Source organism: Mesorhizobium jarvisii (genome assembly GCF_003601985.1).
GTDB classification, from domain to species: Bacteria; Pseudomonadota; Alphaproteobacteria; order Rhizobiales; family Rhizobiaceae; genus Mesorhizobium; species Mesorhizobium jarvisii.
In genome coordinates, this window is record NZ_QZXA01000001.1 from 283,182 (window position 1) to 295,574 (window position 12,393).

13 protein-coding genes are annotated in these 12,393 nt (G+C 61.1%); 6 read left to right on the forward strand and 7 right to left on the reverse strand.

Translation table 11 applies throughout. The features are described 5' to 3' along the window. Window positions 1-354, reverse strand: a complete 354-nt coding sequence (locus D3242_RS01470) for a SnoaL-like domain-containing protein (RefSeq protein WP_064983181.1) — start codon at window positions 352-354, stop codon at window positions 1-3. 183 nt (window positions 355-537) lie between these two features. Between D3242_RS01470 and D3242_RS01475 the strand changes: the two genes are divergently transcribed. Next, window positions 538-1,242 carry an SOS response-associated peptidase gene (locus D3242_RS01475; RefSeq protein ID WP_019856910.1) on the forward strand — a complete coding sequence of 235 codons (705 nt, stop codon included), beginning with the start codon at window positions 538-540 and terminating at the stop codon, window positions 1,240-1,242. Between the two features lie 462 nt (window positions 1,243-1,704). Here D3242_RS01475 and D3242_RS01485 read toward each other — a convergent pair whose 3' ends face one another. The 6 genes from D3242_RS01485 to D3242_RS01510 all read right to left on the reverse strand — a co-directional run bounded on the left by D3242_RS01485 (window position 1,705) and on the right by D3242_RS01510 (window position 7,569). Then, window positions 1,705-2,790 (reverse strand): ABC transporter ATP-binding protein, encoded by a 1,086-nt coding sequence (locus D3242_RS01485; RefSeq protein ID WP_064983182.1) that lies wholly within the window; start codon window positions 2,788-2,790, stop codon window positions 1,705-1,707. After that, entirely contained in the window at window positions 2,780-3,388 is a 609-nt protein-coding gene (locus D3242_RS01490) for a cupin domain-containing protein (RefSeq protein ID WP_019856907.1), read from the reverse strand. The genes D3242_RS01485 and D3242_RS01490 overlap by 11 nt, the downstream gene beginning before the upstream one ends. Before the next feature lie 282 nt (window positions 3,389-3,670). After that, the gene (locus D3242_RS01495; protein ID WP_064983184.1) at window positions 3,671-4,741 is read right to left on the reverse strand and encodes an ABC transporter substrate-binding protein; all 1,071 of its coding nucleotides are present in this window, start codon (window positions 4,739-4,741) and stop codon (window positions 3,671-3,673) included. A gap of 25 nt (window positions 4,742-4,766) precedes the next feature. Next, on the reverse strand, window positions 4,767-5,588 hold the full coding sequence (locus tag D3242_RS01500; protein WP_064983186.1) for an ABC transporter permease: 822 nt from the start codon (window positions 5,586-5,588) through the stop codon (window positions 4,767-4,769). Continuing rightward, window positions 5,585-6,469 carry an ABC transporter permease gene (locus tag D3242_RS01505; RefSeq protein WP_027046602.1) on the reverse strand — a complete coding sequence of 295 codons (885 nt, stop codon included), beginning with the start codon at window positions 6,467-6,469 and terminating at the stop codon, window positions 5,585-5,587. Before D3242_RS01505 ends, D3242_RS01500 begins: the two co-directional genes overlap by 4 nt. A gap of 182 nt (window positions 6,470-6,651) precedes the next feature. Then, window positions 6,652-7,569 carry an SMP-30/gluconolactonase/LRE family protein gene (locus D3242_RS01510; protein ID WP_038645315.1) on the reverse strand — a complete coding sequence of 306 codons (918 nt, stop codon included), beginning with the start codon at window positions 7,567-7,569 and terminating at the stop codon, window positions 6,652-6,654. Between the two features lie 108 nt (window positions 7,570-7,677). Between D3242_RS01510 and D3242_RS01515 the strand changes: the two genes are divergently transcribed. The 5 genes from D3242_RS01515 to D3242_RS01535 all read left to right on the forward strand — a co-directional run bounded on the left by D3242_RS01515 (window position 7,678) and on the right by D3242_RS01535 (window position 12,393). Further along, window positions 7,678-8,400, forward strand: a complete 723-nt coding sequence (locus tag D3242_RS01515; RefSeq protein ID WP_064983187.1) for a FadR/GntR family transcriptional regulator — start codon at window positions 7,678-7,680, stop codon at window positions 8,398-8,400. Continuing rightward, entirely contained in the window at window positions 8,397-9,599 is a 1,203-nt protein-coding gene (locus D3242_RS01520) for a mandelate racemase/muconate lactonizing enzyme family protein (RefSeq protein WP_064983189.1), read from the forward strand. Before D3242_RS01515 ends, D3242_RS01520 begins: the two co-directional genes overlap by 4 nt. Window positions 9,600-9,624: 25 nt before the next feature. Next, window positions 9,625-10,602: a sugar ABC transporter substrate-binding protein gene (locus D3242_RS01525; protein WP_064983190.1), complete on the forward strand. Its 978-nt coding sequence runs from the start codon at window positions 9,625-9,627 to the stop codon at window positions 10,600-10,602. 78 nt (window positions 10,603-10,680) lie between these two features. Next, on the forward strand, window positions 10,681-11,658 hold the full coding sequence (locus D3242_RS01530) for an ABC transporter permease (protein ID WP_064983192.1): 978 nt from the start codon (window positions 10,681-10,683) through the stop codon (window positions 11,656-11,658). A 3-nt stretch (window positions 11,659-11,661) separates the two neighbouring features. After that, window positions 11,662-12,393 carry an ATP-binding cassette domain-containing protein gene (locus D3242_RS01535; RefSeq protein ID WP_010914799.1) on the forward strand — a complete coding sequence of 244 codons (732 nt, stop codon included), beginning with the start codon at window positions 11,662-11,664 and terminating at the stop codon, window positions 12,391-12,393.

Below are 12,393 nucleotides of genomic sequence, written 5' to 3' on the forward strand. Positions count from 1 at the left end.
TCAGTAGTAAAAGCGCTCTTCGGTGATCTTGCCGTTCTTGACCGTGTAGAGGCCAACCTCATCCATCGTGACGCGCTGGCCGGTGGCCTTGGGCGTAATGTCGAACGTGAAGCGCACCGCGAACTGGTCGCCGTTGACATAAGGGCCTTCGACCGAACCACCGTGGACTTCGTGGTTTTCCTGCCACCATTGGCTTTTCTGCCTGAGGGCCTCCTTGCCGTGGCTGACGGCCATCGGCCCCTCCATGGCTTCGTAACTGGCGATATCGTCGGCATTGTAATTTTCAGCAGCGCCATTGTGATCGCCCTGCTTGAGGAGCTCGGTGAAATCCTTGGCAATTTCCGCGATGGTCATGCGTATTCCTCCTGTTCAGACGCACTGCAATTAGGGAAGAGCCAGCCCGTCTGCCACCTGTGCCCACATGACAGCTGACAAGGCGTGTCAGGACGATCGATATAACGCGGCTCTGTGACACGAATTGCAGGAGCGCGGGCAGCGGCGGTTGCAGACACAAGCCAATTCCGCAATGCTAGGTGCGTGTGCAACCTCTACAACATCACCACAACGCAAGAGGCGATCCGCCAATGGACGCGCGCATTACGCGATATCAGCGGCAACCTTGAACCTTCCGTTGACATCTATCCCAATCAACCCGGCCCGGTCGTCCGCAACACGGCAGACGGGAAGCGTGAGCTGGCGAACCTGCTTTGGGGGTTGCCGACGCCTCAAGAGCGTATGAAGGGTAAGGCCGACTACGGCACGACCAACGTTCGCAATCCACAATATTCGCACTGGCAACAGTTTGTCGGGGTCGAGCATAGATGCGTCGTACCGGTCACCAGTTTTGCCGAACCCAGCCCGACACCGAGCGACAAGGACCCGGAAACAGGCATCCAACGCAATTACTGGTTTGCCCGTGACGAAAGCCGGCCTCTGTTCTTCTTCGCCGGCTTCTGGACCCGTTGGCAGGGTGTTCGAAAGGTCAAGGACGGACCCGGCGACTTCGAGTTATTTGCCTTCATGACAACCAAGCCTAACGCCCTCATCGCGCCGATCCATGAGAAGGCTATGCCCGTAATACTGACCACTTCGGAAGAGACCGAGGCCTGGCTGACAGCACCCTGGGCAGAAGCACGGCATTTGCAGCGAACAGCGCCAGACAACGCGTTGGTCATCGTTGAGAAGCCAGCCACACAAATCAAGTTTCCGCAGCAGGCACCAGCCCAAGGGTCTCTGTTCTAGGCTGAAGGGATAGCCGCGCTCCTCATTCCTCGTCTCGCCATATCACACGGCGAACCATGCGGATTTCGACAAGGCGTCTCACACGAATTTTCAAGCGCTCAGCAGCACTCGGCAAAATTATGTCGGCATCAAGCTCGCGAAGCTTGCAGCGCTCGCACCGCATATGCCCTTCGACATCCCAAAAGGGAATGTCACCAACAAGCTTTGCAAGGTCGCCGGGCAGATAGTGCCGGGTGATGTTGCAGTGCCGGCATCGGACACGAATGAGTTGCCCCACTTCGTGCGCGAGGCATAGGGTTTGCACATTTCGGCGCGGTCGGGTGCTCAATTCCGGCATCAACTAATTTAGGAATGTCTTCCTAGCTTAGTCAATTCCTACTTAATTCCATGGTCGTTTGTTCACATGTCGATCAGACCTGCCCCGCCCGTAACTGTGCGGCGACCTTGCGAATGTGGGTGCAACTAACTCGGCAGCATGGGGCAGTTGGCGCCACGGCGCAGGCTGACATGCGCCACGTCGCCGACGCTGAATTGAAAACCCTCTGCCTGGCGCGGCGCATCGATCACCACCGGCAACCCCTGCCCCAGTTCAGCATGCAGCCGCAAGGTACGGCCGTGGAAAACGATGCTGTTGACGCGGGCCGGCGCGGTGCCGGGCATGGCCTCGGTGGCCGCCAGCAAATCCTCCGGACGCACGCCGATGGTGCGCATTTCGCCTTCGCCGGGTGACTGGCCGGTTTCAGAAATTGCCTCCAGCGGCAAGGTGCCGGCGGTGAAACGGAGGCGCTCGCCATCGCGGCCGACAAAGCGCGACTGCAGCAGGTTCATGGTGCCGATGAAGCTCGCTACGAACTTCGTCGCAGGCTGGTCATAGAGCGTCGCCGGCGGCGCGATCTGCTCGATGCGGCCCTTGTTCATGACGACGATGCGATCGGAGATCGACAGCGCCTCGGTCTGGTCATGGGTGACCATGACAAAGGTCGTGCCGAGCCGCGATTGCAGCCGCTTCAACTCGACCTGCATCTGTTCGCGCAGATGCGCATCGAGCGCCGACAGCGGCTCGTCGAGCAAGAGCACGCGCGGCTCACAGACGATGGCGCGAGCAAGTGCCACGCGCTGGCGCTGGCCGCCCGACAATTCGGAGACACGGGCGCGAAACTTGTCGGCGAGACCGACCATGTCCAGCGCTTCGCCGACCCGCTTTGCCTGCTCGATTCCCGACAACTTGCGCAATGACAGGCCGAAGCCGACATTCTCGGCGACATCCATATGCGGAAACAGCGCGTAGTCCTGGAACACGGTGTTGACAGGCCGGTCGAAGGGCCGAAGCGCCGTGATGTCGCGGCCGTCGAGTAAGACCTTTCCGCTCGACGGGCTTTCGAAGCCGGCGATGACGCGCAGGCTGGTGGTCTTGCCGCAGCCGGACGGCCCGAGCAGCGTGATGAACTCGCCGCTGATAATGTCGAGATCGACGGCATCGAGCCCGACGATGCCGCCCGGGAAAACCTTGGAGACCGCCTGCAGCCGGACGAGTGGATCAGGCGCCATCGCGAACCTCGGAAGGCTTCGTGGTGTTGACCCACAGGATCTGGCATTGCTCGGCGCCGGGATTGCGGAAGGCATGCAACAGCGTGCTCTTGAAGGCAAAGCTGTCGCCGGTCTTCAGCCCGTATTTTGTCGAGTCCACCACCAGTTCGACCTCGCCCGAAAGCACATAGCCGAATTCATGGCCGGCATGGGCATAGGCTTCCGCCGTGCCGCCACCGGCCTCCACCGTCACCAGCATGCCGGTGAGCGTCGCACCCGGCGGCGACAGCAGCGCCTTGGCGATGCCTTCCGACTTGACGGGAATGGAGCGCCGCTTGTCGGCGCGCACGCAATAGAGATCGTTGACGGCCTCGTCGCCATCGGCGATCAGCGCCGAAGGCTCGATGTCGAGGGCGGCGGCGAGCGGCCAGATCACCTTGACGCGCAGCGAGGACATGCCGCGCTCGATCTGGCTCAGCGCGCCGATCGACACACCTGCTTTTGCCGCCAGTTCGGCCAGCGACAGGCGCCGCTCCAGCCGCAGCGCCCGCACACGGCGCCCGACGCGAACATCGGCATCGTCCTTGGGTTTTTCGGCGGCCTCGTCGACTATGTCCATTCGTCGATCCTTGTTGCGTCTAAGGCCAGCACCAGACAACGGCCGGCCTCGGGATTGAATTCGTACTTTACCGGGCGTTGGCGCCGCCCCTCACCGCCTGCCGGCATCCTCTCCCCGTATAGTGACAGGGAGAGGGACGCTCTTATCGCCGGTTTCGCCAATCACCAGCGTCGCAAGGGACTCGCCAGCATTGCGCCCGGCTCCTTCTCCCCGTCACTATACGGGGAGAAGTGCCCGGCAGGGCGATGAGGGGCAGCGCCAGCTTCCGAAATTAACCACCGATCACCCGCCAGCCTTCACCTTCTCGAACATCTTGGCCACATCGTCGTTCTGCTTCATCGGCCCGGTGAAGATGGTGCTCTTCAGCATCACCTCGGGATCGGACGGCAGCTGCAGTTTCTCCAGTTCCTCCTTCGTGACGCCGGCGAAGGCGGTGCTCAGCGAACTGCCATAGCCATAGGACTGAATGAGATATTTGCCCGAATCGGCATCCAGCCGGCTGTTGATGAAATCATAGGCGAGATCGACATTCTTGGCGTCCTTCAGCATCACGAAGCCGCAGGCCCAGGTCAGCATGCCTTCCTTCGGATTCATGAATTCGACCGGCACGCCCTGCTTCTTGAGCGAGGTGGCCGAGGCGTTCCAGGTCATTGCTGCGACCAGTTGGCCGCTGGCAAGCGCCTGCTCGACCGACGTCATGTCGGTGGTGTAACTCGACAGCAGCGGCCGCTGTTCGCGCAGCTTTTCCGCGACCTTGTCCATCTGCTCGGGCGTCATGTCGAACGGATTGACGCCGGCCAGAAGCGCGGCGACGATCGGCGTGTCGTGCACGGCGTCGATGGTCGCCATGCGGCCGGCATATTGTTTGTCCCAGAGCAGGTTCCAGCTTGCCTCGGGGTTCTTCACCAAATCGGTGCGGTAGAGGATGGAAGTGTTGCCCCAGTCCCACGGCACCATCCACACCTTGCCATCGCCGGCCTGCAGGTCGGGCAGGTTCTTGAACACCGGGAAGATCGAATCCCAGTTCTTGATGCGCTTGGTGTCGATCGGCTGCAGCAGGCCTTCCTTGTTCCAGCGCGCCACCTTGTCGTAGCAGGGGTGCGCGATGTCGGGCCGGAAGCCGGCCTTGACCTTGGTGAAGGCATCGTCGTCATCGCCAAAGATCGAGGCCTCGACGCCATCGGGATGCGCGGCGAGGAAGCTCTTGTTGAAATCGGGCAATTCGTAACCCGACCAGGTGAAATATTGCAGCTTTTCGGCGGCCAGCGCCACGGTCGAAGACAGTGCGAGCGCCAGCGCGGCGAGGCCGGCGCGCGCCTTGTGTCCGGTTATCGATGTCAGGTGGAATGTCATTTTCGTTCTCCTCTCATTGTTATGGTCAGGCTGGATTGCGGCGCTTGGCACCGAGCCCGCGATGGCGCAAGATCTCGGCGGTGCCGGCGATAATGAAGGATGTGGCCAGGATCACCGTCCCCAGCGCCATGACGGTCGGCAACGAGCGGGGGAAGCGCAGCTGGCTCCAGATATAGAGCGGCAGGGTCGGCTCGGTGCCGGCAAGGAAGAAGACGACGATGAATTCGTCGAAGGAGATCAGGAAGGCCAGCATGAAGGCCGACAGCACGGCGGGCAGGCTGAGCGGCAGCATGACCCGCCGGAACGTCGTCCAGTCGGAGGCGCCGAGGTCGAGCGCCGCCTCGCGGACCGTCCTGGGGATGGCGGCGAAACGGCTGCGCATGACGACGACGGTCGTGGGCAAAGCCACCAGTATGTGGCCGAGCACGATGGCGATGCGCGACGGCCCAAGGCCGATGAGGTTGATCAGGATCAGCAACGATATGCCAACGATGACGCCGGGGATCAGGATCGGCAGGCGGGCTATGGCGCTTATGGTGGCGGCAAGCGGCGAGCGGCCGTAAAGGTCCATATAGGAAACGGTGATGCCGCACAGTGTTGCACCGGAAGCGGCGACAGTGGCGATGACGAGGCTGTTCACGAGCGCGCCCGACAGCGCCGGATTGCCGTAGAGCGTCTCGTACCATTGCAGCGTGAACCCCTGGAGCGGAAACGCCGCCTGGATGGAATCGTTGAAGGAAAACAGCGGGATCAGCAGGACCGGCAGATATAGGAACACCAGATAGGCAAGCACGTAGAGGCCGAGCCAGCGGCCATCCCGTTTCGTCCCGGCCCGGTCCACTCTCATGTGCGGCTGCCAAATCTGCGGTCGGCGTTGCGCGCGACCAGCACCACGACGAGGATGACCAGCATGACGCAGACCGAAAGGGCGGCGCCGAACGGCCAGTCATTGGCCTTGCCGAACTGCGACTGGATCAGCGTGCCGATCATGGTGCTGGCCGGGCCGCCGACCATGGCCGGCGTGACATAGTCGCCGACTGTCGGCACGAAGACGACGAGCGCGGCCGCCAGCACGCCCGGCATCGAATTCGGCAGCACGACGCGGCGGAAAGCGGTGAACGGCCGCGCGCCGAGGTCGGAGGCAGCCTCGAGCAGCGATTTCGGGATGGTGTCCAGCGCCACGTAGATCGGCAGGATGGCGAAGGGCGCATAGGCGTGAGCCAGCGTGACGACCACAGCGGCTGGCGTGTTGAGAAATGCCAGTGTCGGCTCCGACCAGATGCCGCTTTCGATCAGCGCCGAGTTCAGGACGCCATTGTAGGCGAGTACGATCTTCCAGGCGAAGACGCGCAGGAGATAGCTGGTCCAGAACGGCAGCGTCACCAGGAACAACAGCAGGCCGCGCCGGCGCCCGGCATGGAAGGCAAGATAGTAGGCGACGGGATAGGCGGTGGCGACGGTTGCCAGCGTCACCAGGCCGGCGATGACCAACGAGCGCAGCGTCACCGTCCAGTAGAGCGGATCGGTGGCCACGGTGACGAAATTATCGACGGTCAGCCCAACGCCGAGGAGCGAGCCGTCATTGCCGCGAAAGGCAAGGAACAGCACCAGGCCAAGCGCGAACAGGATCAGCAGGAAAGTGACCAGCGCCCCTGGCAACAGCATGGCGAGCCGGAAGCCCGATGAAGACCGGGCCTTTGGCGCTTGTGCTGCAACTAAGGCCGACATCGACCAGCTCACCAAATTTGAAATTGGCTAACAATTTTTCATATTCGTGAAACTGTCAAGCAGAATCCGGCTTTCCTGAATTGGTCGTCATCAACGCTCCGGCGACTGCCGGAACGCTGCGCTTTGCCCGGATTGGTCGAAAAGCCGTAGCCGACCTGGCAAGCCTGCCGTTCTCGGCCGCGTCAGTAGGTAATCTCACCGAACCGTTTGGCTGGTGTGCCTCGAACGCCTGCGCGCACAGCGAACAACCCGCCCTCCTGCGGGTTTGCCTGCAAATGCCTCTCGCTCATGGTAAACCGTGCCGAAGTGACGAAGAGGATATCGAAATTCTCGCCGCCGAAGGTACAGCTCGTGGGCCAGCTGCAGGGCAGGTCCACCACCTTGTCCAGAACCCCGTCAGGTGAAATGCGAACCAGGCAGCCGCCCCCCGCAACGCGACAATTCCAGACATAGCCCTCCGCATCCATGCACGACCCATCCGGCAGGCCGCGTGGAAAGTCCGAGAAGAAAGGGCGCCTGTCGGTTATTCGCGACCGCACCCTGTCCCAGTGATAGCGAAAGATCTGGTTCTTGGTCGTGTCCGCCGTGATGAAGGTATCATTCGCTGTCCAGACCATCGTGTTGGTGATGCCGAAGCGATCGGCGCTGAGCGCCTCGACGATGCCGGCCGTGTCGACGCGATAGATCCGCCCCGCATCTCGCCAAATATCGCGTGGACGATCGTCGGCATCGATGTTGTTTTCCATGGTGCCGACCCAGAATGAGCCATCCGGGGCGACAATGCCCTCATTCAACCGTGTGTCAGGGCTGTCCGGTTCGATCGTCGCGATCGTCCTGAAGGCTTTTCCAAAATCCCACAGAGCCACATCCTTTCGCAGCCCGACGATCGCGCCACCGTCCTTACGCAGGCCAATCGAGGTTGCGAGGTCCGGCGTCGGCCAACTCCGATGATCGCGAGTACCCGGATCGAGCTGGTGAATGCGTCGCCCGATGATATCCACCCAGATCAGCGTCTTCCTGTTCTCGTCCCAGAGCAGGCTCTCACCGACGATATCCTGGGCATCGAACACGAAGCCTGGCTGTTTCTCTCCGCTATCCACTACCCTTTTCTCCCTTCCCAACTGTCGCGTAGTCAACCGCTATTGACAGACAAGATTTCACAAAGATATACCCATTTCAAGAAAACATGTCATACAGGTTTTGGGCAAATGGTAAGCGATCGCGGCATTGGGCCTGACGAGACAAATCCTGGGCTGGTGAGTGCCGCAATTCAGGCCATCACCCAGCACATCCGCGTTGAAGGCCTTGGCCCTGGCGACCTCTTGCCCAGTGAAGCCGACATGACCCGCAAGCTCAGTGTCTCGCGGACGGTGGTGCGGGAGGCGTTTCGGTCGCTGTCGGCGATGCGCCTCATCGACATGAGCGCCGGCCGGCGCGCCAGCGTTGCCAAGCTCGACATTGGCGCCATGTCGATGGTGATCGAGCACGGCGTCACGACCGAACAGATCAGCGTCCAGCAGGTTTATGATGTGCGCCGCACCATCGAAATGCGCACGGTGGCGCTCGCCGCACTCCGGCGGACCGACGCGGAGGCGGCTGAAATACAGAAATGCGCGCGCCTGATGCGCGAGAATTACCGTGCGCCCGAGATCGTCATGGAACACGACATCGCATTCCATGAGGCGATCGCGCGGGCCTCTCACAACCCGGTGTTTTCGTTGATCATCAACGCCTTCAGCGGCGTCACGCGACGCACCTGGGTGATCGGCTGGCGTACGCGTGTAACCGAGGAAGAGCAGATCAAGATGATCGAGGGGCACGCGGATATTGCTCGGGCGATCATCGCGGGGAACCCGCAACTTGCCGCCGAACATATGGCCGCGCATTTCGACAAAAGCGTCAAGGCATTGATCGACGCGGGGATCGCATGAAAATCCGCTCGCTTGAGACCATTCGCATCGAAGAGCGGCCCAATCTGCTCTGGATCGAGGTGCATACCGACCAAGGCATTACCGGCCTTGGCGAAACCTTTTTCTTGGCCCGCACGGTCGAGGAATATGTCCATGAATATGTCGCGCCACGCGTAATCGGCCGCGATCCACTGCAGATCGATCTGCTTTCCGCGGACCTGGTTGGCTATCTCGGTTTCCGCTCAAGCGGGGTCGAAGTCCGCGGCAATTCCGCCTTCGACATCGCGCTCTGGGATATTTTCGGCAAGGCCATGAACCAGCCGATCGCGCAACTCCTGGGGGGCTTTTCGCGCCGGTCCATCCGTACCTACAACACCTGCGCCGGCACCGAATACATCAAGGACGGCAAGGGACAGACCACCGCGAATTATGGTCTGGGCACAAGGCAAGGATACGACGACCTGAACGGGTTTCTCCACCGCGCCGACGAATTGGCGGCGGAGCTGCTTGAGGACGGCATCACGGCCATGAAGATCTGGCCTTTCGACCATGCCGCCGAGAAAAGCCGGGGGCAAGACATCACCGCCGGCGACCTCAAAGCCGCGCTGCAGCCCTTCGAAAAGATCCGCAAAGCGGTTGGTGACAAGATCGACATCATGGTCGAGTTCCACTCCATGTGGCAGCTCTTGCCGGCGATCAAGATCGCCAAGGCGCTCGGGCCTTATGGCACGTACTGGCATGAGGATCCCATCCGCATGGATAGCCTCGCCGATCTCAAGCGCTACGAGGCCGCGAGCCCGGCACCGATCTCGGCGTCGGAAACCCTGGGCAGTCGCTGGGCATTCCGCGACCTTCTGGAGACCGGCGCCGCAGGCATCGTCATGCTGGACATTTCCTGGTGCGGCGGGCTTTCCGAAGCACGCAAGATCGCCGCAATGGCGGAGGCCTGGCATTTGCCGGTCGCGCCGCATGACTGCACCGGACCAGTGGTCCTGGCGGCATCCACGCATTTATCCCTCAACGCGCCCAACGCGCTCGTACAGGAGAGTGTGCGGGCATTTTACAGGACCTGGTACCGCGACCTCGTGACCGCGCTACCGGAAGTCAAGGACGGCATGATCACCGTGCCGCCTGGCCCAGGCCTCGGGCTGGAACTCAATCCCGACCTCGGTCGGGCCTACACCGTCCATCGCCGCGTCTCCGACAAGACGGACATCTGAAGAACACTCAACGGGAGGAATAGAAATGAAACGACTGACTGCAACGCTTTTGCTCGCCACGACGCTGCTTGCCGGGCCTTCCGTCGCCAGTGCCGACGGGCTCAACATCGTCTTTACACACCATTCGTCGGCCTCGAACACCTTCTGGCAGGCGGTGAAAAAGGGCTTTGACGATGCCTGCGGCAAGGTCGAGGCCAAGTGCAACATGATTTTCACCCAGACCGAAGGCTCGGTCGAGCAACAACTCGCCAACATGCGCGCCGCACTTGCCGCCAAGCCGGATGCCCTGCTGACCTCGATTGTCGACAACAAGGCGTTCGACGACGTCATCAAGGAGGCGCGAGATGCCGGTGTGTTGGTGATTGCCGTCAATGTCGATGACACCGAAGGCGCCAAGGGCAATGCGCGGCAGGCCTTCATAGGGCAAGGTTTCAAGCCGGCGGGCTATTCGCTCGGCAAGGCGATTTCCGAAAGCTTCCCGAAAGAGGGGCCAATCAAGGTTCTGGTCGGCATTTCCGCACCCGGCCAGAACTGGTCCGAAAGCCGTGGCGCAGGCGTGATGCAGTTCCTGGAAGAGTACAAGGCGGCCCATCCCGACCGCCAGGTCTCATGGGAGCGGATCGACAGCGGAACGGACCTCGCGATTACATCCGATCGTGTCGGCGCCTATCTCAATGCGCATCCCGACACCACAGCCTATTTCGACACCGGCTTCTGGTGCGCGGGCGTTGCGCGGTCGCTGCAGGACCGCGGCGTCGCGCCGGGCAAGGTACTCCTTGGCGGTTTCGATCTGGTGCCGGAAGTTCTGCAGCAGATGCAGAAGGGCTACGTACAGGCTTTGGTGGACCAACAGCCCTACATGCAGGGCTTCATGCCCGTCATGGAAGCCTACTTGAACAAGAAGGTAGGTCTGGCCCCCTCCGACATCGATACGGGTCAAGGCATCGTGCGCCGGGATCAGGCCGACGCGATCATGACGCTTTCCTCGCAAGGTCTGCGTTAAGCCCACGCGCGCCATGTGTTCGCCCGGCAGTGCTCGCACCGCCGGGTGGTCCCTTGCCTCGAATTCCTGGAGCCTGCCTTGAAACGCCTCTTCAAGACCTATCTGGAAAAGCCGGAACTGGCGGGACTGATCCTGCTGGTGCTTCTCGTGGTGATTTTCGAGATCCGCTCGAATGGCGTGTTCCTCAACCAGGATAACCTTCGCGGCATACTCGGCATTCTGCCGGAAACGGGCCTCGTCGCCATCGGCGTCACGATCTTGATGATCAGCGGCGAATTCGACCTGTCGGTCGGATCGGTGTTCGCCCTGATGCCGATGTGCATGGCGGTCCTCATGGTCGAAGGGGTGCCTTTCCCACTTGCCTTGCTGGCCGGGCTTATCGTTTGCGCGGTGATCGGATTTATCAACGGCTATGTGACGATCTGGTTCGAGATCCCGAGCTTCATCACCACGCTCGGCATGCTTTTCATCGCCCGGTCGCTGACGATCGTCGTCTCGGGCGGGTTTCCACCCTTGCTTCCCGCCGATCTTCCGAACTGGCTGTTCACCTCGTTCGTCGGCCCCGGCAACATGTTCCGCATGTCGTTCCTGTGGTTTGCGGGAATTGCCCTTTTAACGTCACTGATGCTTTCCAGAACCAATTTCGGCAATTGGATAAAGGCCACCGGCGGCTTCCACCCGGCTGCCGCCTCGATGGGCATCCCGACAGCGAGAGTAAAACTCGCATGCTTCGTGGTTTGCTCGATGCTGTCGGGTTTCGCCGGCATGTTGCAAGTGCTGAGGCTGGGCTCTCCTTTGCCTTCCATTGGCGAAGGCCTGGAACTCCAGGCGGTGGCCTCGGCGGTCATCGGCGGCGCTTCGCTCGCAGGCGGCATCGGTACGGTCGCTGGCGGCATCATCGGCACGATCCTCATCCGGATCATCGACAATGGGCTGGTGCTCTCCAATGTCGACGCGAACTGGTTCAAATTCGCGATCGGCTTCCTGACCATTTTCGCCGTCGTGGCCAATGCCTGGATGCGCAAGCGTGCCAAGGCGATCAAGATGGAGGGCTGAGCCATGGAAGACGCAATCATCTCCGTCCGCAATCTTCACAAATGGTATTCCGGCGTCCATGCGTTGAAGGGCGTGAGCCTCGACCTGAAGCGAGGCGAGGCACTTGGGTTGGTCGGCGACAACGGTGCCGGCAAATCGACGCTCATCAACATTCTGTCGGGCGTCCATACCGCCGACGAGGGCGAGATCCTGGTCGAAGGCAGACCGGTGCGGATCGCCAGGCCACGCGACGCGATGAACCTCGGCATCGAGACCATCTACCAGTACAATTCGATGGTTCCCACCATGTCGATCGCCAGGAACCTGTTTATCGGCCGCGAACCGACGCTGTTTTCCGTATTCGGCGTCGGCATACTGGATCAAAAGAAGATGGGCAGCGAAAGCATCAAGGCGATCGCCAATGTCGACCTGCATCTGCGCTCGCCCGACGCACTGGTCGGTGAATTGTCAGGCGGCCAGCGGCAGGGCGTCGCCATCGCGAGGGCCATGCATTTCAAGTCGAAGGTGATGATCCTCGACGAGCCGACCAATCACCTTTCGGTCAAGGAGACCAGCAAGGTCATCGGCTTTGTACGTGGATTGAAGGCACAAGGGGTGACCGGCGTTTTCATCAGCCACAACATGCATCACGTTTTTGATTGCTGTGATCGCGTGGTGGCGATGGCGCGCGGCGAGGTCGTTCTCGACAAACGCATCGAGGAAACCTCCATCGATGAAGTTCACAACGTGCTTTGA